The sequence below is a fragment of the Bradyrhizobium sp. 2S1 genome, from assembly GCF_011516625.5.
Classification (GTDB): domain Bacteria; phylum Pseudomonadota; class Alphaproteobacteria; order Rhizobiales; family Xanthobacteraceae; genus Bradyrhizobium; species Bradyrhizobium septentrionale.
The window spans coordinates 2374916-2396843 of the sequence record NZ_CP147717.1 but is presented as its reverse complement, the minus strand read 5'-3'; the positions used below and the strand labels follow the sequence as shown (position 1 = coordinate 2396843).

Genomic DNA, 21928 nt, shown 5'->3' with positions numbered 1-21928 from the left:
GATCCGCCGCCAATGCCGCGGCTGATATGGGCCGGCTTGAGTCCGCCGATAAGCTGGACAATCCCGAATGGCTTGTTCACTATATCGAACAATGCAGGATTTCGACCTCCGCGACCTCGACGCCTTCGTGGCGGTGGCGCGCACGCGCAACTTCCGGCGCGCCGCGCTCGAGCAGCGCGTCTCGGTTTCGAGTATCAGCCAGCGTCTGCGCGACATGGAGGAGCGGCTCGGCGTCCGCCTGATGAACCGCACCACGCGGAGCGTCTCGCTGACCGAGGCCGGCGAGCTGCTGCTTGCCCGCGTCGCACCGGCGATCGCCGATGTCGGCGACGCCATCACAGAGGTGCGCGGCCTGCGCGCCGAGCCGTCGGGGCGGCTCCGCATCAACGCGCCGCCGCCCGCGGTCGATCTGGTGCTGGCGCCGATGATTGCGCCGTTCCTCGCCAAATATCCGCAAATCGATCTCGATATCGTCGCCGAGAGTGCGTTCGTCGACATCGTCGCGCAGGGCTTCGACGCCGGCGTGCGCTATGGCGAGCATCTGGCGCAGGACATGGTGGCGGTCCCGCTCGGCGCGCAAGAGCGCTACGCCGTCGTGGCGTCGAGCGATTATGTCGCCAGGCATGGCCGGCCGATGCATCCGAAGGATCTGCTGAAGCACGCCTGCATCCGCACTCGCTTCGGCAGCGGCGCGATCTTCGATTGGGAGTTCGAGAAGAACGGCCGCGTGGTGAAGGTCTCGCCGCCGGCCAGGCTGATCGCGACCTATCTCGGCCTCGCGCTGCGCGCAGTTCATGACGGCGTCGGTTACTGGGCGACGTTCGAGGGCTACGTCCACTACGGCGTCAAATCCGGCGCGCTGGTCAGCGTGCTCGACGACTGGTGTCCGCCGTTTGACGGACCGTTTCTTTATTATCCGAGCCGGCGCCAGCCGCCGCCCGCGCTCGCCGCGTTCGTGTCGTTCGTCGCCGACTGGCGCAAGCAGGCGCGGCGGAAGCCAAAGTCCAGCTAGAGCCACATTGTCGTCCCGGCGAAAGCCGGGACCCATAATCACAGCTGTCTATTTGTGCGCGATGTCGGAACGACGAATCCCTTCAACAACAATCGCCGCGGCGTATGGGTCCCGGCCCCCGTGCGCAATTGCGCACTAGGCCGGGACGGCGCCGAATGTTGGTCTCAGAGCCCCGATGGCTTCATCCGGGCTTCTGTAACGGGCCTTTGTAAGTCAATCCCTTTTTGCGTGATCCACTCGCCGGGCACTTGCTTCTGTACGGGATCGGCGCGAAGGCCGTCGCCTGATGGGGTGCATTGAGGAGCCGGCCGGCCAATCTACGGAAGCGTGGTTGTGAGCCACTTCCCGGATGGCGGCCTGACCGGATCCATCGTCCCGGCGCAGGGACCTCGCTCAGGGAGAGCCTGGTGTCGTGGCCCGCCCAGAACCGATTGCTGCTCCTTGCTTAGGTTGCCGAGGCCTTGGCCATCGGGTTGAACGGTTTGGCGTCGGCGAGCATGCGATGCAGAACGACGGCGAGCTTGCGTGCGAGCGCCACCTTGGCCTTGCGCAGGCCTGCGCGCCGGGCGATCCGCATCGCCCAGCCTTTCAGCGCCGAGCAGTTCCTGACCGGCTTGGTCAGCATGACGTGAGCCGCTTGATAGAGCGCCTCGCGCACGGAGGCATCGCCGATCTTGCTGATGCGGCCGGTATAGTCGGTTTCGCCCGATTGGTACTTCTTCGGGGTGAGGCCAAAATGCGCTCCCGTCGCCTTCGAGGACCGGAAGCGCTTCGGGTCGTCGACCGCCGAGGCGTAGGTAAGCGCCACGATCGGGCCGACGGACGGTGTCGTCATCAGGAGGCGGGCTTGAGGGTGCGACCTGGCGAGCTTTTGGGTGTGCTTATCCAGGCCATTGAACTCGCGCCGCAGCACGGCGTGGGCTTCGAGCAGCGCCTGTGCCACGATCTCAAGTCCGGGATGGCCCGCTACGAGCTCCCGGATGCGTTCGGCGAACGTGCGCTCGGTGGTCGTGCCGACCTTCAGACCGAAGCCGCGGAGCACGCCGCGCAGGCTGTTCTCGATGTCGCGCAGCTTGGACTGCAGCAGCTTGCGTGCCGTCAGAACCGCCCGCGTCTCTTGCGCTTCGATCGACTTGCAGTGCACCGGCCGGAACCAGCCCAGCCGCATCAGTTGCGCGATCCCGCGGGCATCGTTGCGGTCCGACTTCACCGGCATCGCCTTGAAGGCATCGCGGACGTGCCGCGTCTCCAACAGTTCGACTGCCAGGCCCGCATCCCGCATCGCTGCGTAGAGCCATTGCGACAGCGGACCAGCCTCCAGCCCGATCCGTTCCAGCACCAACCCCAGCGACCGCAACCAGGTGATCAAGGCCTCCGGCTCACTCGCAACCCTCGCCTCGCGCAAAATCTTACCTGTCCCATCGACAAGGCAGACGCTCGAGCATTCCAAAGACACGTCGATTCCTGCATAGTGGTACATGGTCGTCCCTTAATGATGCTTGGAGCGGGCTTGCCCGACTCCGTTTATTGACACCATCAGTTTGAGGGACGACCGCCTTCCAACCAACAGGCCGCTCGCGAGCGCGCTTCCAAATCGCGCCGTAGCGAGCGGGCGGCCGGCCCGTTACCCCATCTACATTTGCCCGACGTGTCAAGTTGCCTGCTCGAGCGCCGGCCGCACCGGCTACTTTGCATGGGGTTGTTTTCGATATTTTGGCAGCTCGCCCCTCATCCGGGCTACGGATTCTCTCTTCTCCTTCCCCCTGAAAGGGGGAAGGTCGGGATGGGGGTCAGCCGCGGGCAACGGTGCCTGCGGAGAGAGGAGATCCCCACCCGCTTTGCTCTCCCGAGCAAAGCGACCTCCCCTTTTCAAGGGGAGCTTGGAGCTGCGCGGCTTGGATGGAGCGCGGCGTAGTCCCGGCGACGAAATCACAGCATGCTCGGTAGCACGCGATCCGGCGGCTTGTGGGCGTCGAGGAAGGTTCGGATGTTGATGATCACCTTCTCGCCCATCTCGACGCGCCCTTCGATGGTGGCCGAGCCCATGTGCGGCAGCAGCGTCACCTTGCCGGCCCTGGCGAGCCGCACCAGCTTCGGGTTCACCGCCGGTTCGTGCTCATAGACGTCGAGGCCTGCGCCGCCGATATCGCCGGCTTCGATCAGCTTGATCAGCGTGTCCTCGTCGATCACCTCGCCGCGCGCGGTGTTGACGATGTAGGCCTCTTTGCGGATCAGCTTGAGCCGCCGCGCCGAGAGCAGATGGAAGGTGGCCGGCGTGTGCGGGCAGTTCACCGAGATGATGTCCATCCGCGCCAGCATCTGATCGAGGCTTTCCCAATAGGTCGCCCCGAGCTCTTCGGCGATCATAGGCGCCACCGGACGGCGGTTGTGATAGTGGATCTGCAGGCCGAAGGCGCGGGCACGGCGCGCCACCGCCTGGCCGATGCGGCCCATGCCGACGATGCCGAGCCGTTTGCCCCCGATGCGGTGGCCGAGCATCCAGGTCGGCGACCACCCCGCCCAATGCTGCTTGCCTTCGGTCAGGATCGAGGCGCCCTCGATCAGGCGCCGCGGCACCGCAAGGATCAGCGCCATGGTCATGTCGGCGGTGTCCTCGGTCAACACCTTCGGGGTGTTGGTCACCGTGATACCGCGCGCATGCGCCGCCGTGACGTCGATATTGTCGACGCCGTTGCCGAAATTGGCGATCAGCTTCAGCTTGCAGTCGGGCTGATTGATCACGTCCTCGCGGATCATGTCGGTCACGGTCGGCACCAGCACGTCGGCGGTCCTTGCCGCCTCGGCGATCTGTTCCGGCGTCATCGGCGTGTCGTCGAGATTCAATCTGGCGTCGAACAGCTCGCGCATCCGGGTCTCGATCGAGTCCGGCAGCTTGCGGGTGACGACGACGAGAGGCTTTTTCTTCACCGACATGTCCTGCTTTCATGAGGCGCGCGGCTTGCCAAAAAACAAACCGTTGAGGCCTCATTAACCCGGTTGTTCGACACTGCTGATAGCCGCGCTGTCCCGGCGTTTCCTTCGCGTTTCCTAGGGTTCCCCGATACTTACCCCGGCTTTCGTCAGGGGAAATTCGGGTGTTCTGGCTCTTAAGGCCTTCCGTTCTCTCTAGCAGAAGGCCGGGCCAAGACAAGAACCCCTCGGACGTGGGGTGCGGGAGCGAACGGCGCAGGCGCAGGGGGCCTGAGTTTTTGGGCGTTTGGATCGGTTGCAACTCGCCGAATGCGGGTTGGGCATCTCGGCAGGAGACGAGTTGATGGTGGCGTTCTGGCGTTTCGGTTCGTTGGTGGCGCTGGTCGGCAGCATGCTGAGTGGGTCGGTCATGCCTGGACATTCCGCCAAGGATACCAACCCGACCACCAGCGGATTGCCGATCCCGCGCTATGTCAGCCTGAAATCAGATCATGTGAACGTCAGGGCCGGCCCGACCAAGGACAATGACGTCGCCTGGGTCTACACGAGGTCGGGACTGCCGGTCGAAATCACCGCCGAGTTCGAGAACTGGCGCCGGGTCCGCGATTCCGAGGGCGCCGAAGGCTGGGTCTATCATTCCTTGTTGTCCGGCCGCCGCACCGCCGTCGTCACGATGAAGAACAAGGACGATTTGGCCTCGCTGTACGACCGCCCCGACGCCACCAGTGCGATTGCGGCCCGCCTGCAGGCCGGCGTCGTCGCGCAGGTCAAGAAATGCTCCAACAACTGGTGCCGCGTCACCGGCAACGGGTTCGACGGCTGGATCGAGCAGCAGCGCCTCTGGGGCGTCTATGCCGACGAGAAGGTGGACTGACCTTCATCGTCCCCAAACGACAATGGCCGGGACGAGCCCGGCCATCACAACTCACATCCGTCGGTAAGAGACGCCTCAGCGCTTCTTGCGCAGGCGCACAACCATATCGACGCGGGAAATCTCGAAGCCTTCCGGGACGTCCGGCATCTTCGTGAGCATCAGGTTCGGGTCGGGAATGTCGACCAGCTCGTGGTTGTGCTCGAGATAGAAGTGGTGGTGTGTCGACACGTTGGTGTCGAAATAGGTCTTGGTGCCGTCGACGCTGACCTGGCGCAGCAGGCCGGCATCGGTGAGCTGGTTGAGCGTGTTGTAGACGGTTGCCAGCGACACCGGAACCTTGGCCAGCGTCGCTTCCTCGTACAGCATTTCAGCTGTCAGGTGGCGGGCACCCTTGCCGAACAGCAGCCAGCCCAGCGCCATACGCTGGCGCGTCGGCCGGAGACCGGCAGACTGCAACATCTCGTTGACGTCATGCCACGGGCAGCCGGTCAGGGCAGGGTGGTGCCCAGTGCCCCGCGCAGCCGGGTGCACGGCGTCATCGTTCACAGCCGGTACTTCTTCGTTCATATCCACTCTATGCACCCAACTCAGGCAATATTCCTCATAAATATAAAAAGGATGCCTATCAGATGCAAGTTTTTCGCAACTAGAACGAATCCAAGCTGCGGTAGAAACCGAAGGAGAAGCGGTAATTTATCATCGGAATGCCGCTTTGCCGCCCAGTTAGCCCTATGTTAGAGAGCGCGCGGACCACATATGCGCTTTCGGCAGAGATAACAGGTCGGAAGCGTGCCCAGGTAGCGCCAAGATACGGGACAGGATATTTCCGGTTCCCGTGGGTAGATTTAAGGTCCGACCGGGCAAAAGCGCTTCATCGGGACATGAGAGGTGGAAGAGGATGCTGGATCGGCGCGGCGGTTACGAATACGAGGATTTGCTGGCTTGCGGGCGGGGCGAGCTTTTCGGTCCCGGCAACGCCCAGTTGCCGCTGCCGCCGATGCTGATGTTCGACCGCATCAGCGATATCTCGCAAACCGGCGGTGAGTACGGCAAGGGGCTGGTGCGCGCCGAGCTCGAAGTGAAACCGGATCTCTGGTTCTTCGGCTGCCATTTCAAGAACGATCCGGTAATGCCGGGCTGCCTCGGCCTTGATGCCATGTGGCAAATGGTCGGCTTTTACCTCGGCTGGATCGGTGGCGAAGGTCGTGGCCGCGCGCTCGGCCTCGGCGAGCTGAAGTTCTCCGGACAGGTCCTGCCGCAAGCGCGCAAGGTTGTGTACAACATCGACATCAAGCGCGTGATGCGGTCAAAGCTCGTGCTTGGAATTGCCGACGGGTGGCTTTCCATGGACGACGAGATTATCTATCGCGCCAAGGACTTGAAGGTCGGGTTGTTCAAGCAGGGCACGGCGCCATCTTGAGCAGGATCATCATGCGGCAACATAAAGGCAGGGCGAGGCGAACATGAGGCGGGTTGTCATCACGGGGATGGGGATTGTCTCATCCATCGGTAACAACACCCAGGAAGTGCTTGTGAGCCTCTACGAGGCAAAGTCGGGCATTTCGCGTGCGGAGAAGGCCGCGGAGCTCGGCTTCCGTTCGCAGGTGCACGGTGCGCCGACACTTAATCCCGCAGAGGTGATCGATCGCCGCGCGATGCGGTTCCTTGCCGAAGGTGCGGCCTGGAATCACGTCGCGATGGAGCAGGCGATCCGGGACGCCGGCCTCGAGGAGAACCAAGTCTCGAACATCCGCACCGGCATCATCATGGGATCCGGTGGGCCGTCGACACGCACGCTGGTGGAAGCCGCCGATATCGCGCGCGCCAAGGGCCCGAAGCGCGTCGGACCGTTTGCGGTGCCGAAGGGCATGTCCTCGACCGCGTCGGCGACGCTCGCGACCTGGTTCAAGATCAAGGGCGTGAACTACTCGATCTCCTCGGCCTGCGCGACGTCGAACCATTGCATCGGCAACGCCTATGAGACGATCCAGATCGGCAAGCAAGACATCATCTTCGCCGGCGGCTGCGAGGAACTCGACTGGACGCTGTCGGTGCTGTTCGACGCCATGGGCGCGATGTCCTCGAAATACAACGACACGCCGGCTACCGCGTCGCGTCCCTACGACATCAGCCGCGACGGTTTCGTGATCGCCGGCGGCGCCGGCGTCGTGGTGCTGGAAGAGCTCGAGCACGCCAAGGCGCGCGGCGCGCGGATCTATGGTGAGGTCGTCGGCTACGGCGCGACCTCGGACGGTTACGACATGGTCGCGCCGTCGGGCGAGGGCGCCGAGCGCTGCATGCGCATGGCGATGTCGACGGTGGAAACGCCGGTCGATTACATCAATCCGCACGCCACCTCGACGCCGGCCGGCGATCCGCCGGAGATCGAGGCGATCCGCAAGGTGTTCGGCAGCGGCGACAAGTGCCCGCCGATCTCGGCGACCAAGGCGCTGACCGGGCACTCGCTCGGTGCTACCGGCGTGCAGGAAGCGATCTACTCGCTGCTGATGCTGAACAACGGCTTCATCTGCGAAAGCGCGCACATCACCGAGCTCGATCCGGTGTTCGCCGACATGCCGATCGTGCGCAAGCGCATCGACAACGCCAAGCTCACAACCGTGCTGTCGAATTCGTTCGGCTTCGGCGGCACCAACGCCACGCTGGTGTTCAGGCGGCTTGATGCGTGATTTCGCCTCCCCTTGCTTGCTGAGGGAGCGAATGGGGACATTGCAACGATCCGGAATGGGGTGGGAATGATTATCGAACCGCGCGTGCGAGGCTTCATCTGCACGACGGCACATCCCGTCGGCTGCGCCACCAATGTTCGCGAGCAGATCGCCTATGTTCTCCGCCAGGGCCCGGTCGCGGACTGCCCCAAGCGCGTCGCCGTACTCGGCTGTTCGACCGGCTATGGCCTCGCCAGCCGCATCGTTGCGACCTTCGCGGGCGGTGCCGACACTATCGGCGTGTCGCTGGAGCGCGAGCCTTCGGAAAAGAGAACCGCCAGCGCCGGCTGGTACAACAACCGCGCCTTCGAGATCGAGGCCGAGAAGATCGGACGGTCTCCGCTCACGCTGGAGGGCGATGCCTTCTCCGACGAGCTGAAGCAGAACTTCATCGAGCGTGTGCGCGAAAAATTCGGCCAGCTCGATCTGCTGGTCTACAGCATGGCGGCTCCGGCCAGGACCGATCCCGACACCGGCAAGACCTATCGCTCGGTCATCAAGCCGCTTGGCGCCCCCGTCGAGATCAAGACCCTCGACACCGAGACCGGCGAGGTCTTCCAGACCACCCTCGAGCCGGCGAGCGAGGATCAAACCGCGGCCACGGTCGCGGTGATGGGCGGCGACGACTGGAAGCGCTGGATCGACCAGCTCGCGGATGCCGGCGTGCTGGCGCCGGGCTTCCGCACGCTCAACTACACCTATATCGGCAGCGAACTGACCTGGCCGATCTACTGGAACGGCACGCTCGGCCGCGCCAAGGTCGACCTCGACCGCAAGGCGGAAGCGATCCGGGGCCGGCTCGGTCCGGACGCGGCCCGCGTCGTCGCGCTGAAGGCCGTGGTCACCCAGGCGAGCTCGGCCATTCCGGTGGTGCCGCTCTATGGCACGGTGCTGTTCAAGGTCATGAAGCAACTCGGGCTGCATGAGGGCTGTATCGAGCAGATCGACCGCCTGTTCCGCACGCGCCTTGGCAAGGGCGTGGAGCTTGATAACGAGCAGCGCATCAGGGTCGACGACTGGGAGCTTTCGCCCGAGGTGCAGGCCGAGGTGTCGCGGCGCTGGCCGCTGCTCACCACCGAGACGCTCGGCGAACTGGCCGATCTCGGAGAATACAAGAACCAGTTCCTCCGCCTGTTCGGCTTCGGCATCGACGGCGTCGACTACACGCAGGACGTCGATCCCCGCGTCGTGCCGGGTTAGCCGTTCGGAAAACCGCGCGAGCGGCCACAGACCTGTCTTCTCCTTCCCCCTGAAAGGGGGAAGGTCGGGATGGGGGTCAGACGCAGGCGAGGCTGTCAGCGGAGAGAGCAGATCCCCACCCGCTTTGCTCTGGCGAGCAAAGCGACCTCCCCTTTCAAGGGGAGGTCGGAGCAGCGCAACTCGAACATTCGATGATCTCGTTCGTCCGGGCTATGCGACGACGTCTTCACCCCGCCGCGATCTTCTCCGCGCGCTGGAATGCCGGCCGCGCCACACAGCGATCGATATAGGCCTCGAAGGACGGCCGCGGCGGCACCATCTTGAACACGCGCACCGCGAAATTGAGCCCCGCGCCGATCGCGATGTCGGCGGCGGAGAACTGATCGCCGAGGATCCACGGTTCCTTCTGCAATTCGGCATCGAGCACGTCGAACACCTGCGCCGCGCTGCCCCACGCCGCGGTGCTGGTCGGCACCTCCAACTTGGTGAAGAGCTGGATCAGCGCCGGCTCGATGCAGCTTGGCGAGAAGAACAGCCACTGCAGATAGCGTGCGCGCTTCGGATCCGTCGTTTCCGGCGCGAGCTTTGTCTCCGGATAGCGGTCGGCGATATAGGCGCAGATCGCCGCCGCCTCGGCGAGTTGCGCGTCGCCGTCGGTCAGCGCCGGCACCTTGCCCATCGGGTTGATCTTGAGGAAGTCCGGCGACTTCTGCGCGCCGGTGCTGATATCGGTCAGCACCCGTTCGTAAGCGAGGCCGGATTCCTCCAGCAGCCAGATGGCGGAGAACGAGCGCGAGCGCGGCGACCAGTACAGCTTGATCATGGTGCTTGAGCCTTTCATCGCGTGGTCGGACAGCGGCCATTCATCGCGCGTCTGGCTCAGATTGGCAACGCACGAGACATGGGATCGATCGCGCGGCTTCTGACCAATATATTGGTCAACCTCGCTGGCTGCGACCGATTGATCGGCTCGCAGGCCGCATCAAGGTTCCGCGCACTACGCTCTCTTCCACCGATAGTGCTTCATCATGAAACCGGTCGCCGGATTGGGCTCCTCTTTCTCGAACACAAAGCCCTCGCGCTCGTACCAGCGCCAGGCCTTGTCGTTCTCGCGGACGCATTTCAGCCAGATCTCGTCGGGCAATTGCTTACGGGTGAAGACGAGCAAATGGCGTCCCAGGCTGCAGCCTTGATGGCTTGGCGCGACCATCAGCTGGTCGAGCAGCAAGGTCGGCAGATGCAGCGCCAGCATCGCGGCGATCGTGCCGCGATCGTCGGCGACGAACAGGCTCCAGCCATTGTCGATCTCGCGGCGCAGGCGCGCGCGCAGATCGCTCAACAGGCTATCGCTCCGTTGTGTGAGCCCGGTCGAGGTCCAGCTCTCCATCCAGATGCGCGCGATCTCGTCGTATTCGCCGAGGCGGCCGGGGCGGATTGTCGGCAGCGTCATCGTCGATTCCTCTGGCCGCAGAGCCGAGTCTTCCCAAGACAAGAAAGCCCCACGAGCGTCTCGCGGGGCTTTCAAATCTAGCGCGGCCGCTCGTGGCCAGCGAGCCTTACCGGCTCATACCCCCAGCGTGCCGGCCTTTGCTGCCGCATAGCGCTCGGCCACGGCCTTCCAGTTCACCGTGTTCCACCACGCCTTGAGGTAATCGGGCCGGCGGTTCTGATAGGTCAGATAATAGGCGTGCTCCCAGACGTCGTTGCCGAGCAGCGCGCGCTTGCCGTCCATGATCGGGTTGTCCTGGTTCGGCCGCGTCTCGATCGCGAGCTTGCCGTCCCTGGTCACGGTGACGAACACCCAGCCGGAGCCGAACACGCGCCCGCCCGCGGCATTGAAATCGGTCTGGAATTTCTCCATGCCGCCGAGGTCGCGGTCGATCGCGGCGAGCACTTCGCCGTCAGCCTTGCCGCCGTTCGGTCCCATGATCTGCCAGAACATCGTGTGGTTGGCGTGGCCGCCCATGTTGTTGCGGACACCGGTGCGGATCGTGTCCGGCACATTGCCGAGATTGGCGAGCACGTCGGTGAGCGGCTTCTCCGCGATCTGCAGATTGTCCTTGGCGAAATTGTTGAGGTTGGTGACGTAGGCCTGGTGATGCCGGTCGTGATGGATTTCCATCGTCCTGGCGTCGATATGCGGCTCCAGCGCATTGGTCGGGTAGGTCAGCGGATCGATCTTGAACGGCCCGCTGGGCGCTTGCGCCGCGGCCTGTGCGAACGCTGTGCGCGACGAGGCGGCGGCCGCGGCGATGCCGGTCGCTGCGATGATTAGATGGCGTCGGGACATCAAGGGCATCGTGAATCTCCGTGCTAGGAAGGCGCCCTGATATTAGGCGCAAGTTGTGAACGGGTTCCAGCAATGTCGGTCACAATGCCGGGTCAAAACCGCGCATTGCGATCAGCGGAGATTGATTTGCGTCCGACCTCCACAAACTAAAAAGGGCGGCCACCGGGCCGCCCTTTTCATCACAGTCGATTTGGTAACAATTTGCCCTGGCTTACTCGCCGGCGGCTTCGCGCGGCGCCGGTGCGTCGGGCTTCTGCTTGGCCTCGAGGTCCTCGCCGGTCTCCTGGTCGACCGCCTTCATCGACAGGCGGGTCTTGCCGCGGTCGTCGAAGCCGAGCAGCTTGACCTTGACCTTGTCGCCTTCCTTGACGACGTCCGAGGTCTTCTGCACGCGGTTGGCGGCGAGCTGGCTGATGTGGACGAGGCCGTCCTTGGCGCCGAAGAAGTTCACGAACGCGCCGAACTCCATCACCTTGACGACGGTGCCCTCGTAGATTTGGCCGATCTCCGGATCGGAGGCGATCGACTTGATCCACTTGATCGCGGCCTTCATCGCCTCGCCGTCGTTGGAGGCGACCTTCACGGTGCCGTCGTCCTCGATGTTGACCTTGGCGCCGGTCTTCTCGACGATCTCGCGGATCACCTTGCCGCCGGTGCCGATCACTTCGCGGATCTTGTCGGTGGCGATCTTGAAGGTCTCGATGCGCGGTGCGTATTCGCCGAGCTCGGCGCGCGCCGCGGTCAGGGCCTTGGCCATCTCGCCGAGGATGTGGATGCGCCCATCCTTGGCCTGGCCAAGCGCAACCTTCATGATTTCCTCAGTGATGCCCTCGATCTTGATGTCCATTTGGAGCGAGGTGATGCCCTGGTCGGTGCCGGCGACCTTGAAGTCCATGTCGCCGAGATGATCCTCGTCACCGAGGATGTCCGACAGCACCGCGAAGCGCTGACCTTCGAGGATCAGGCCCATGGCGATACCGGCCGTCGGCCGCTTCAGCGGCACGCCGGCGTCCATCAGCGACAGCGAGGCGCCGCAAACCGAGGCCATCGAGGACGAGCCGTTCGATTCGGTGATCTCGGAGACCACGCGGATCGTGTACGGGAACTCGTGATGCGGCGGCAGCACCGGGTGGATCGCGCGCCAGGCGAGCTTGCCGTGGCCGATCTCGCGGCGCTTGGTGCCGCCGAGGCGACCGGTTTCACCGACCGAGTAGGGCGGGAAATTGTAGTGCAGCAGGAACGTTTCCTTGTACGTCCCCGACAGCGCGTCGATGTACTGCTCGTCCTCGCCGGTGCCGAGCGTGGTCACGACCATCGCCTGGGTCTCACCGCGGGTGAACAGCGCCGAGCCGTGGGCGCGCGGCAGCACGCCGGCTTCGGCAACGATGTTGCGCACGGTCTTGGCGTCGCGGCCGTCGATGCGCTTGCCGGTGTCGAGGATGTTCCAGCGGACGATCTTGGCTTCCAGTTCCTTGAAGACGCCGGCGACGCGGAGCTTGTCGTATTTCGGCTCCTGGCCTTCCGGGAAGAAGTGCGCCAGCACCTTCTCCTTGACGGCGCCAACTGCGGCATAGCGTTCCTGCTTGACCGGGATCGCATAGGCCTTGCGCAGCTCCTGCTCGGCAATGCCGAGCATTTCCTTCTCGATCTCCGAATTGTCGATCGTGGTGACTTCGCGCGGCTCCTTGGCGGCCTTCTCGGCGAGCTCGATGATCGCGTTGATCACGGGCTGGAAGTGGCGGTGGCCGAACATGACCGCGCCGAGCATCACGTCTTCGTTGAGCTCTTTGGCTTCCGATTCCACCATCAGCACGGCGTCGGCGGTGCCCGCGACGACCAGGTCGAGCTGGGTCTCGGTCATCTCGTCGAGCGTCGGGTTGAGCACGTATTCGTCATTGGCGAAGCCGACGCGCGCGGCGCCGATCGGGCCCTTGAACGGCGCGCCCGACAGCGTCAGGGCGGCGGAGGCAGCCACCAGCGACACGATGTCCGGATCGTTCTCCATGTCGTGCGACAGGACGGTGACGATCACCTGGGTCTCGTTGCGCCAGCCGTCGACGAACAGCGGGCGGATCGGGCGGTCGATCAGGCGGGAGACCAGGGTCTCCTTCTCGGTCGGACGGCCCTCGCGCTTGAAATAGCCGCCGGGAATGCGGCCTGCGGCGTAGGTCTTCTCCTGATAGTCGACGGTGAGCGGCAGGAAGTCGACGCCTTCGCGCGGCGACTTGGCCGCGACGACGGTGGCGAGCACCACGGTCTCGCCGTAGGTGGCCAGCACGGCGCCGTCGGCCTGGCGGGCGATCTTGCCGGTTTCTAGTTTAAGGGGACGTCCACCCCAGTCGATCTCGACGGAATGCGAATTGAACATTTCGGTTTTCTTTCATGGTTTCACGAAAGCACGGCGCCCTGAAACACAAAGACCATGCCAAGACGGCGAGACACTGATGCGCTGTCGCGACCAGTATCCGGCGATCCTGCCATGGTCCGTGGATTTCGGATGGCGTCCATCCTTTCGGTCATCTGGGCATCTTGCCCGGTCCAGCGGCCGGATTGCTGCTGAACGCTAGTGTGCATGGCGCGATTGCCATGCTGGTGCGCATGATCATCTTTCGACAATTCGAAAGCCCGAGTTCACGGACGATCATGCGAAAACGCGCGCGAACCCCGCGCGCGTGCTTCTCAAAATCAACGACGGATGTTGTGCTTCTCAAGCAGCGCCTTGTAGCGCGCCTCGTCCTTGCGCTTGATGTAGTCGAGCAGGGAGCGACGCGTCGACACGAGCTTCAGGAGGCCGCGGCGTGAATGGTTGTCCTTCACATGGCTCTTGAAGTGCTCGGTGAGGTTATTGATGCGTTCCGACAGGATCGCGACCTGAACCTCGGGCGAGCCGGTGTCGCCGGCTTTGTTGGCATTCGTCTTGATGACTTCCGCTTTGCGTTCCGCGGTAATCGACATCGTCAGTCACTTTCATTGTTGCGAGCCGGACTGGCGGTCAGTCCGTTCAGGTTGAACACGCGCTTGGGGATGAGTTCGCCATTGCCAATTTCGGCAAGCGCGAGAAGTCGGCCTGCCACCGTGACATAGACTGTGCCGCTAGTATTGGGCGCATCCCGTCCGCGCAACAAAACGGCCTGGCCCCTGTGGAGCCTTGCCGCATCAGCCCGTGTGACGGCCAGTGCCGGGATGTCGTCCAGCGCGGTCTCAACGGGCAAAAGCGCGTCGGCGAGGCTGCCCTCGCCAGACGCGGCTCTATTGCACAAAGCCTCCAACTGTTCCAGCGGAATCATGTCCGCTTCGGTAAACGGACCGACCAGGGTCCGCCGCAGCGCGCAGATATGGCCGAAACAGCCCAGAATCCGGCCCATATCGCGGGCCAGGGCCCGGACATAGGTTCCCTTGCCGCACTCGGCCTCGAACACGGACTGGCCGTTATCTCCATGTTCCACAAGGGTTAATTCGTGAATCTCGACCGGGCGGGGCTTCAGGTCCACGGTCTCGCCGTCGCGCGCCAGATCATAGGCGCGCTCGCCCTGCACCTTGATCGCCGAATATTGCGGCGGGATCTGCTCGATCACCCCGGTGAAGCGCGGCAGCAGGTTCCGGATCGAATCGGCAGTCGGCCGGCTCTCGCTGGTCCTGACGGCTCGTCCCTCGGTGTCGTCGGTGTCGCGTTCCTCGCCCCAGCACACCGTAAAGCGGTAGCGCTTGCGGCCGTCCATCACGAACGGCACGGTCTTGGTGGCCTCGCCGAGCGCGATCGGCAGCCCGCCGGAGGCGAGCGGGTCGAGCGTGCCGGCATGGCCGGCGCGCTTGGCCTGGAACAGGCGCTTGAGCACGGCGACCGCCTGCGTCGAGGTCATGCCGATCGGCTTGTCGAGCACCACCCAGCCATGGACGTCGCGCTTGTCGCGGCGCGGCTGCTGGTTCTGCTTGCCCTGCCTCTGGCGCGGGTCGTTGTTGGTGCGGCGCGGCTCGTCGTTGCGCTGCCCGGCAAAACCATCCCGCTCAGCGTCGCGCGCGTCGGAATCCTTCGCGTCGGCAACGCTGTTGGTCGTCATCACAGTCATCACTCGTCGTCCGAATCGGGTGCAAGGTCTCGCTGCACCGCAGGTGTTCGCAATAGTTTCTCGATGCGTTCCGCCTCGTCGAACCGCTCATCGACGCGGAAGCGAATGTCGGGTGAAAATTTCAGGTTGACGCGATGCGCGATCTCGCCGCGCAGGAACTTCTTGTTGCGCTCGAGCGCGGCGATCACCGTGTCGGTGTCGCGACCGCCGAGCGGCATCACGTAGATCGTCGCGAGCTTCAGATCCGGCGACATTCGCACCTCGGGAACGGTGATGATGTGGCCTTCGAGATCGGGATCGTGAACCTCACCCTGCGACAGAATCTCGGCAACCGCATGGCGAACCGTTTCGCCGACGCGCAGTTGACGTTGTGAGCCGCCGGGGCTGGAACTCTTCTTTTGACGGGGCATGACCTTCTTCCAAAACCGTCGCGCCCGCAGGCCGTGGCCGCGGGCATCAATGTCTTAGTTTTGCTTTCAATCAGACAATGCGCGGGTGGCCGGACTAAAGTCCGGCCACGTCGTCGCATTTTCAGTTAAATGGACCCAACGCTTAGTAAGATCTGCGCTTCGTAAGATTTGGAATTACAGAGAGCGCTGGATCGTCTCGACGCGGTAACACTCGATCACGTCGCCGACACGCATGTCGCCGTAGTTCTCGAACGCCATGCCACATTCCTGGCCGGCGACCACTTCCTTCACTTCATCCTTGAAGCGCTTCAGCGTCGACAGTTTGCCTTCGTGCACCACGACGTTGTCGCGGATCAGGCGCACATTGGCGCCGCGTTCCACGGTGCCGTCGGTGACGCGGCAACCTGCGACCTTGCCGACCTTGGAAATGTTGAACACTTCCAGGATCTGCGCGTTGCCCAGCATGGTTTCGCGCAGCGTGGGCGCGAGCAGGCCGGACATCGCCTTTTTGATGTCATCCACGAGGTCGTAGATGATGTTGTAGTAGCGGATCTCGATGCCGTTGCGCTTGGCCGCGGCTGCCGCTTCCTTGTTGGCGCGGACCGAGAAGCCGATGATCGCGGCGTTGAAGCCTTCCGCCAGCGTGACGTCGGACTCCGAGATGCCGCCGACGCCGGCATGCAGGATGCGGGCGGCGACTTCGTCGGTGCCGAGCTTTTCCAGCGAGCCCAGGATCGCTTCCAGCGAGCCCTGCACGTCGGCCTTGACGATCAGCGGGAACTCCTTGCGGCCCGCGGTCTTGAGCTGCGACATCATCTGCTCGAGCGAGCCGCGCATGCCGGAGATCGAGGCCGCCGCATTCTCGCGCTTCTGGTGCGCGCGATAGCTCGTGACCTGGCGGGCGCGGGCTTCGTTCTCGACAACGGCGAGACGGTCGCCGGCTTCCGGCGGCCCGTTGAAGCCGAGCACCTCGACCGGCACGGACGGCCCGGCCTCGTCGAGATTCTCGCCCTGGTCGGAGATCAGTGCGCGGACGCGGCCCATTTCGGCGCCGGCCACGATGATGTCGCCGATGCGCAGCGTGCCGCGCTGCACCAGCACGGTTGCGACCGGACCACGGCCGCGATCGAGCTTGGCTTCGATCACGGTGCCTTCCGCCGGACGCTCCGAATTCGTCTTCAGGTCGAGGATTTCGGCCTGCAGCGCGATCATCTCGAGCAGCCGGTCGAGATTGGTCTTGTTCTTGGCCGAGACCTCGACGTCGACGACATCGCCGCCGAGCGATTCGACCTGCACTTCATATTGCAGCAACTCGGTGCGGACGCGCTCGGGCCGTGCATCGGGCTTGTCGATCTTGTTGATAGCCACGATCATCGGCACCTTGGCCGCCTTGGCGTGGTTGATCGCCTCGATCGTCTGCGGCATCACGCCGTCATCGGCGGCGACCACCAGCACGACGATGTCGGTGACCTTGGCGCCGCGGGCGCGCATCGCGGTGAACGCGGCGTGGCCGGGCGTATCGATGAAGGTGATCTTCTTGCCGCTTTCCGGCGAAGTCACCTGATAGGCGCCGATATGCTGGGTGATGCCGCCGGCTTCGCCGGACACCACGTTGGCGTGGCGCAGCGCATCGAGCAGCGAGGTCTTGCCGTGGTCGACGTGGCCCATGACCGTGACCACGGGCGAACGCGGCTCGGTGTCGGTGGAATCGTCGACAACGTCGAACAGGCCTTCCTCGACGTCGGAGGCAGCGACGCGCTTGACGCTATGGCCGAGCTCCTCGGCAATCAGCTGCGCGGTGTCGGCATCGATCACGTCGGTGATCTTGTGCATCGCGCCCTGCTTCATCAGCATGCGGATGACGTCGACTGCGCGCTCCGACATCCGGTTGGCGAGTTCCTGAATCGCGATGGCTTCCGGGATAATGACTTCGCGGATCAGCTTTTCCTTCGGCTCGTTGGACGCGTGCCCCTTCAGACGCTGGGTACGGCGGCGGAACGAGGCGATCGAGCGCTCGCGCACGTCGTCGGCGTTGAGCGCGGTGGTCAAGGTGAGGCGGCCGCGCTCCTTCTGCGGAGCGGGTTTATGGGTCGTTTTCGGCGCGGCGACCGGACGCACGGCACCGCCGGGGCGGCGCACCATGCGCGGAGCTTCGTCTTCGTCCGCCTCGGCGGCAACCGCCGGGGGTCTCGGCGCGGAGGCAGGGGTACGCGTGGTCGTCGTGGTCGCCGGGCGGGCTGCCGGTGTCCGGGCTGCCGGCGCAGAAGACGCAGGTGCGGCTGCGGCGGGCCGGGCCGGAGCTGCGGCTGGCGCCGCGCCGGGCTTGGCCTCGCCCTCGCCGAAGCGGCGCTTGGCCTCGACTTCGGCCTTGCGCTTGGCCTCTTCCTCGTGGCGGTGGCGCTCCTCTTCCGCCTTGCGGCGGGCCTCGGCGGCTTCGCGCTCCGTCTTCTCGGCAGCCTCGCGGATGGCGCGGCGCTTGGCTTCCTCTTCGGCCTGGCGGCGCTCCTCGACATCGCGCTGCCGGGCGTCGGCAAGCGCATTGGCGCGCGCGGAACGCTCGTCCTCGGTCAGGGTCGGCAGCACGACGCCGGAGCGGGTGTTACGCTGCGGCGGGGCCGCGGGGCGGCCGAGCGGCGGCTTGGCGACAGGGGGCGCCGCAGGCTTTGCAACCACGGGTTCCGGCGCATGCGCCTCGCCCGGGCCGTCGCCACCGACGCGGCGCTTGCCGCGCTTCTCGACCACGACCTGCTTGGTCCGGCCGTGGCTGAAGCTCTGGCGCACGGTGCCCGTCTCGACGCGCGGCTTCAGCGACAACGTCTTGCTCGGGACACTCAGAGTCTTGTCGCCAGGGGTCTTGGTATCAACCATTCAGCAGTCCTAATCTCGTTTCGCTGTGCGTGTGCCGCACAAATACTTCAACGTCGTCTTTTGCTGAGCATGATCCGGTCGGAAAGACGGCGTCCGCCTTCCCGGATCACGCTCTGGAATTTCTGGCCGCTTCGGCGGTCTTGTCGTCGTCGGCCATCCGGTATCGGACCAGCATCTGGCAGCGCGACAGGAACGTCTTGCTCGCCGGGCCCGCGAGCAGCGCAGCATGTATCACATTTGACCGCCCAAGTGCCAAATCCAATTCTTCCGACGTCAAAACATTGACGACGGGGATTACCGGCGATTCACCACGTTTTTCGCCCCTTTGCCGGACGATCGCGTCCAATTTGCGGATTCCGTCCGCGGCGCCGTCCGAAGCGTGGATCAGGGCTGCAGTTTCGTTCCGGTTGAGTGCGTCCTCGACCTTGCCGAAGCCCGAAACGACCTGACCGGCCTTGGCGGCCATCGCCAGGGCCTCGGTAACGCTGCGCACCAGGAGTGCATCGATGTCGGTGGGAAGGGTCGGCGCAACGCGGACGTCGCGCTTGAATCCCTTGCTAAATTGGTGACGACGGACCGCTTCCGCAACGCTGCGCCGCGATGCGGACACCCACAATCCGCGGCCGGGCAGCTTGCGCTTGAGGTCCGGGATCACCTCGCCGGTGGGGGCGATGACGAACCGGATCAGCTCGTCGATCGGACGCACCTCGCGGCTGACCGCGCACATCCGTGTGGTCGCGGACTTCTGCGTCCGCGGTCCATCGTCGAGATCGGGGTCAGGCTGAGCGAGCATCCGTGGGCCATCTCCTTAGGTCGCCGCTTCTGCTTCGGCGGCCTCGGCCTCCTCAGCAGCAGGCTTGGCGAGGTCGGCCTCGGTGATCCAGCCGGCCTTCACGCGAGCCTGCATGATCATGGCCTCGGCCTCGTCGCGCGAGACCTCGATGCCATCGAGGAACCCGGCATGCTTGGTCGGCTCGCCGCCTTCCTTGCGCTCGGTCCAGCCGACCAGATCGTCGGTGGCGCAGCCGGCGAGGTCCTCGACGGTCTTCACGTCGTTCTCGCCGAGCTTCACGAGCATCTTCCCGGTCACGCCCGGCACGTCCTTCATGGCGTCCTCGACGCCGAGTTCCTTGCGCTTGGCTTCCAGTTCGGCCTCAAGCTGTTCCAGATATTCGCGGGCGCGGGTCTGCAACTCGGTGGCGGTCTCCTCGTCGAAACCTTCGATGCCGGCGAGTTCCTTGACGTCGACCAGCGCGAGTTCCTCGACCGAGGTGAAGCCTTCTGAAGCGAGCAGCTGGCCGACCACTTCGTCGACATTGAGCGCTTCCATGAACACGCGGGTCGAGTTCTCGAAGTCGGCCTGGCGGCGCTCCGACTCTTCCTGCTCGGTCAGGATGTCGATGTCCCAGCCGGTCAGCTGCGAGGCGAGGCGGACGTTCTGGCCGCGGCGGCCGATCGCCAGCGACAGCTGGTTGTTGGTGTCGGGAACCACGACCTCGATGCGCTCGCGGTCCTCGTCGATCACGACCTTGGCGACTTCGGCCGGCGCCAGCGCGTTGACCACGAAGGTCGCGATGTCGGGCGACCACGGGATGATGTCGATCTTCTCGCCCTGCAGCTCGTTCACCACGGCCTGCACGCGCGAGCCGCGCATGCCGACGCAGGCGCCGACCGGGTCGACCGAGGAATCGCGCGAGATCACGCCGATCTTGGCGCGCGAGCCCGGATCGCGGGCAACCGCCTTGATCTCGACGATGCCGTCATAGATTTCCGGCACTTCCTGCGCGAACAGCTTCGCCATGAACTGCGGATGGGTGCGCGACAGGAAGATCTGCGGACCGCGGGTCTCGCGTCGGACGTCGAAGATATAGGCGCGGACGCGGTCGCCGTTGCGGAACACTTCGCGCGGCAGCATCTCGTCGCGGCGCACGATCGCTTCGCCGCGGCCGAGATCGACGATCACGCTGCCATATTCGACGCGCTTGACGATGCCGTTGACGATGTCGCCGATGCGGTCCTTGAATTCCTGGTACTGCCGGTCACGCTCGGCCTCGCGCACCTTCTGCACGATCACCTGCTTGGCGGACTGCGCGGCGATGCGGCCATATTCCAGCGGCGGCAGCGTATCGGCGATGGTGTCGCCGACCTGGGCGCCCGGATTGGCGCGCTGCGCGTCGGCCAGCGAAATCTGGTTGGAGGAGTTTTCGACGATTTCGACCACCAGCATGTGGCGGGTCAGGCGAAGCTCGCCCTTCTTGGCGTCGATCTCGGCATGGACGTCGGTCTCGCTGCCGTAGCGGGCACGCGCGGCCTTGGCGATGGCGTCTTCCATCGCCGCGATCACGATGGAGCGGTCGATCGACTTTTCGCGCGCAACTGCGTCTGCGATCTGCAGCAGTTCGAGTTTGTTGGCGCTGACTGCCATGGCTTAGTCTCCTTCGGATGGATCGATCTCGCCACGGCGCGCGCGTTCGGCGGCGAGGCGGTGCTTTTTGGTGTTGGTCGGAGCCGGCTTCGTGCCGGGCTTGTTACCAGGCTTGGGTTTCGGCTTCTGACTCTTCGCGGGATCGCTCTTCCTGGCGTGGGCCGGCTGCGGCGGCGCCAGGCCAAGCTCGCGGCGCAGCTCGCGCTCGGCGGCCTTGCCGCGGCGCATCGATTCCTCGATCAGCTCGTCGGTCAGCACCAGTCGCGCGTCAGAGATGTCTTCCATCACCAGCAGGACCTCGGCGTCCTCGCCGGGGCGCGGATCGTCGCGCTTGATGCGTACCGCATTGCCCTCGACGCCGGCGAGCAGGCCGCGGAACCGCTTGCGGCCCTGATGCGCCACCGCCATCTCGATCTTCACGAGATGACCGGTGTAGCGCTCGAAGTCGGAACGGCGCACCAGCGGGCGGTCGATGCCGGGCGACGAGATCTCCAGCCGGTAGGCGCGCTCGATCGGGTCGGCGACATCGAGCACCGGCGATAGCGCGCGCGAGATCGCCTCGCAATCCTCGAGCTGTATCGTGCCGTCGGGCCGTTCCGCCATGATCTGCACCGTGCAGCCGGCGTCGCCCGAGACCTTGATGCGCACCAGGCGATAGCCCATGCCCTGCAGTACCGGGACCGCGACCGCAGCGACGCGCGCCGCGACCCCGGGCTCGACGACGAGCCGCGGCTCGGCGAGCAGTTCGGTGTCCACGGACGTGGCGGTCGGTTCGGTCATATCCAGTGTCAAAGGCTGTCTGAGGTCCAAAGGCTGCTGAGGTCTGTTGTGTTGTTCAAATGGCCTTAAGTGGCCGCTAACGCTACCCAAACCGAACCCGGCCTCGCTGGGTCCCGTCAGGTAATAAAAAAGAGCGGGTCCCGGGGGGCCCACTCTCCTACGCGATCGTATGAGATACCATAAGTTGCGGTGGATATAGCTCTTTTGCCCGGGGCCGGCAAGGCCTCCGTTTCGGGCGGAACGCGATTTTGCCGCTCCGCGGGGGCAGATTCGACCTAACCCTCCGTTTACGAACGGGACCATAGATTGCCGAAAACCGGCAGAAGCCGCCGGTTTGGACAAGGC

The 21928-nt window shown here is 64.6% G+C and carries 19 protein-coding genes; 5 read left to right on the top strand and 14 right to left on the bottom strand.

Annotated features, from left to right (window positions below; genetic code table 11):
• The first annotated feature begins 91 nt into the window (after window positions 1-91).
• Window positions 92-1012, top strand: coding sequence for a LysR family transcriptional regulator (locus tag HAP54_RS11310; protein WP_166307693.1), 921 nt, complete (start codon window positions 92-94; stop codon window positions 1010-1012).
• A 445-nt stretch (window positions 1013-1457) separates the two neighbouring features.
• On the opposite strand, the gene HAP54_RS11305 is transcribed toward HAP54_RS11310, so the two are convergent.
• Window positions 1458-2492 (bottom strand): IS110 family transposase, encoded by a 1035-nt coding sequence (locus HAP54_RS11305; RefSeq protein ID WP_166294930.1) that lies wholly within the window; start codon window positions 2490-2492, stop codon window positions 1458-1460.
• 449 nt (window positions 2493-2941) lie between these two features.
• Window positions 2942-3946: a 2-hydroxyacid dehydrogenase gene (locus HAP54_RS11300; protein WP_166300015.1), complete on the bottom strand. Its 1005-nt coding sequence runs from the start codon at window positions 3944-3946 to the stop codon at window positions 2942-2944.
• 343 nt (window positions 3947-4289) lie between these two features.
• Here HAP54_RS11300 and HAP54_RS11295 point away from each other — a divergent pair, with 343 nt between their 5' ends.
• On the top strand, window positions 4290-4817 hold the full coding sequence (locus HAP54_RS11295; protein ID WP_166307690.1) for an SH3 domain-containing protein: 528 nt from the start codon (window positions 4290-4292) through the stop codon (window positions 4815-4817).
• A 75-nt stretch (window positions 4818-4892) separates the two neighbouring features.
• Here the strand turns inward: HAP54_RS11295 and irrA are convergent, their stop codons facing one another.
• Window positions 4893-5384 (bottom strand): iron response transcriptional regulator IrrA, encoded by a 492-nt coding sequence (gene irrA / locus HAP54_RS11290; RefSeq protein WP_029082448.1) that lies wholly within the window; start codon window positions 5382-5384, stop codon window positions 4893-4895.
• Between the two features lie 331 nt (window positions 5385-5715).
• On the opposite strand from irrA, the gene fabA reads away from it, so the two are divergent.
• From fabA to fabV, 3 genes are all read left to right on the top strand, one after another.
• Entirely contained in the window at window positions 5716-6237 is a 522-nt protein-coding gene (gene fabA, locus HAP54_RS11285) for a bifunctional 3-hydroxydecanoyl-ACP dehydratase/trans-2-decenoyl-ACP isomerase (RefSeq protein ID WP_166300013.1), read from the top strand.
• Window positions 6238-6280: 43 nt separating this feature from the next.
• Window positions 6281-7504: a beta-ketoacyl-ACP synthase I gene (fabB, locus tag HAP54_RS11280; RefSeq protein WP_166300011.1), complete on the top strand. Its 1224-nt coding sequence runs from the start codon at window positions 6281-6283 to the stop codon at window positions 7502-7504.
• A gap of 66 nt (window positions 7505-7570) precedes the next feature.
• On the top strand, window positions 7571-8743 hold the full coding sequence (fabV, locus tag HAP54_RS11275) for an enoyl-ACP reductase FabV (RefSeq protein ID WP_166300009.1): 1173 nt from the start codon (window positions 7571-7573) through the stop codon (window positions 8741-8743).
• A 226-nt stretch (window positions 8744-8969) separates the two neighbouring features.
• On the opposite strand, the gene HAP54_RS11270 is transcribed toward fabV, so the two are convergent.
• The 11 genes from HAP54_RS11270 to rimP form a co-directional block, all read right to left on the bottom strand.
• The gene (locus HAP54_RS11270) at window positions 8970-9566 is read right to left on the bottom strand and encodes a glutathione S-transferase family protein (protein ID WP_166307687.1); all 597 of its coding nucleotides are present in this window, start codon (window positions 9564-9566) and stop codon (window positions 8970-8972) included.
• Window positions 9567-9740: 174 nt separating this feature from the next.
• Entirely contained in the window at window positions 9741-10193 is a 453-nt protein-coding gene (locus tag HAP54_RS11265) for a GNAT family N-acetyltransferase (protein WP_166300007.1), read from the bottom strand.
• 114 nt (window positions 10194-10307) lie between these two features.
• The gene (locus tag HAP54_RS11260) at window positions 10308-11042 is read right to left on the bottom strand and encodes a superoxide dismutase (RefSeq protein WP_166300005.1); all 735 of its coding nucleotides are present in this window, start codon (window positions 11040-11042) and stop codon (window positions 10308-10310) included.
• Window positions 11043-11244: 202 nt separating this feature from the next.
• Window positions 11245-13401 carry a polyribonucleotide nucleotidyltransferase gene (gene pnp, locus HAP54_RS11255; RefSeq protein ID WP_166300003.1) on the bottom strand — a complete coding sequence of 719 codons (2157 nt, stop codon included), beginning with the start codon at window positions 13399-13401 and terminating at the stop codon, window positions 11245-11247.
• 317 nt (window positions 13402-13718) lie between these two features.
• Window positions 13719-13988 carry a 30S ribosomal protein S15 gene (rpsO, locus tag HAP54_RS11250; RefSeq protein WP_016844725.1) on the bottom strand — a complete coding sequence of 90 codons (270 nt, stop codon included), beginning with the start codon at window positions 13986-13988 and terminating at the stop codon, window positions 13719-13721.
• A 2-nt stretch (window positions 13989-13990) separates the two neighbouring features.
• Window positions 13991-15100, bottom strand: coding sequence for a tRNA pseudouridine(55) synthase TruB (truB, locus tag HAP54_RS11245; RefSeq protein WP_166300001.1), 1110 nt, complete (start codon window positions 15098-15100; stop codon window positions 13991-13993).
• Window positions 15100-15510: a 30S ribosome-binding factor RbfA gene (gene rbfA / locus HAP54_RS11240; RefSeq protein ID WP_029082439.1), complete on the bottom strand. Its 411-nt coding sequence runs from the start codon at window positions 15508-15510 to the stop codon at window positions 15100-15102. Before rbfA ends, truB begins: the two co-directional genes overlap by 1 nt.
• 174 nt (window positions 15511-15684) lie before the next feature.
• Window positions 15685-18378, bottom strand: a complete 2694-nt coding sequence (gene infB, locus HAP54_RS11235; protein ID WP_166299999.1) for a translation initiation factor IF-2 — start codon at window positions 18376-18378, stop codon at window positions 15685-15687.
• Window positions 18379-18484: 106 nt separating this feature from the next.
• Window positions 18485-19171: an RNA-binding protein gene (locus tag HAP54_RS11230; RefSeq protein ID WP_166299997.1), complete on the bottom strand. Its 687-nt coding sequence runs from the start codon at window positions 19169-19171 to the stop codon at window positions 18485-18487.
• A 15-nt stretch (window positions 19172-19186) separates the two neighbouring features.
• Window positions 19187-20803 (bottom strand): transcription termination factor NusA, encoded by a 1617-nt coding sequence (gene nusA, locus HAP54_RS11225; RefSeq protein WP_166299995.1) that lies wholly within the window; start codon window positions 20801-20803, stop codon window positions 19187-19189.
• Between the two features lie 3 nt (window positions 20804-20806).
• Window positions 20807-21583 carry a ribosome maturation factor RimP gene (gene rimP, locus HAP54_RS11220; protein ID WP_166299993.1) on the bottom strand — a complete coding sequence of 259 codons (777 nt, stop codon included), beginning with the start codon at window positions 21581-21583 and terminating at the stop codon, window positions 20807-20809.
• Between the last annotated feature and the right edge of the window lie 345 nt (window positions 21584-21928).

Excerpts from the sequence above, each read along its gene's own strand:
- HAP54_RS11310 (WP_166307693.1), top strand. The coding sequence starts at position 92 with ATGCAGGATTTCGACCTCCGCGACCTCGACGCCTTCGTGGCGGTGGCG.
- HAP54_RS11305 (WP_166294930.1), bottom strand. The coding sequence starts at position 2,492 with ATGTACCACTATGCAGGAATCGACGTGTCTTTGGAATGCTCGAGCGTC.
- HAP54_RS11300 (WP_166300015.1), bottom strand. The coding sequence starts at position 3,946 with ATGTCGGTGAAGAAAAAGCCTCTCGTCGTCGTCACCCGCAAGCTGCCG.
- irrA (WP_029082448.1), bottom strand. The coding sequence starts at position 5,384 with ATGAACGAAGAAGTACCGGCTGTGAACGATGACGCCGTGCACCCGGCT.
- fabA (WP_166300013.1), top strand. The coding sequence starts at position 5,716 with ATGCTGGATCGGCGCGGCGGTTACGAATACGAGGATTTGCTGGCTTGC.
- fabB (WP_166300011.1), top strand. The coding sequence starts at position 6,281 with ATGAGGCGGGTTGTCATCACGGGGATGGGGATTGTCTCATCCATCGGT.
- fabV (WP_166300009.1), top strand. The coding sequence starts at position 7,571 with ATGATTATCGAACCGCGCGTGCGAGGCTTCATCTGCACGACGGCACAT.
- HAP54_RS11270 (WP_166307687.1), bottom strand. The coding sequence starts at position 9,566 with ATGATCAAGCTGTACTGGTCGCCGCGCTCGCGCTCGTTCTCCGCCATC.
- HAP54_RS11265 (WP_166300007.1), bottom strand. The coding sequence starts at position 10,193 with ATGACGCTGCCGACAATCCGCCCCGGCCGCCTCGGCGAATACGACGAG.
- HAP54_RS11260 (WP_166300005.1), bottom strand. The coding sequence starts at position 11,042 with ATGCCCTTGATGTCCCGACGCCATCTAATCATCGCAGCGACCGGCATC.
- pnp (WP_166300003.1), bottom strand. The coding sequence starts at position 13,401 with ATGTTCAATTCGCATTCCGTCGAGATCGACTGGGGTGGACGTCCCCTT.
- rpsO (WP_016844725.1), bottom strand. The coding sequence starts at position 13,988 with ATGTCGATTACCGCGGAACGCAAAGCGGAAGTCATCAAGACGAATGCC.
- truB (WP_166300001.1), bottom strand. The coding sequence starts at position 15,100 with ATGACTGTGATGACGACCAACAGCGTTGCCGACGCGAAGGATTCCGAC.
- rbfA (WP_029082439.1), bottom strand. The coding sequence starts at position 15,510 with ATGCCCCGTCAAAAGAAGAGTTCCAGCCCCGGCGGCTCACAACGTCAA.
- infB (WP_166299999.1), bottom strand. The coding sequence starts at position 18,378 with ATGGTTGATACCAAGACCCCTGGCGACAAGACTCTGAGTGTCCCGAGC.
- HAP54_RS11230 (WP_166299997.1), bottom strand. The coding sequence starts at position 19,171 with ATGCTCGCTCAGCCTGACCCCGATCTCGACGATGGACCGCGGACGCAG.
- nusA (WP_166299995.1), bottom strand. The coding sequence starts at position 20,803 with ATGGCAGTCAGCGCCAACAAACTCGAACTGCTGCAGATCGCAGACGCA.
- rimP (WP_166299993.1), bottom strand. The coding sequence starts at position 21,583 with ATGACCGAACCGACCGCCACGTCCGTGGACACCGAACTGCTCGCCGAG.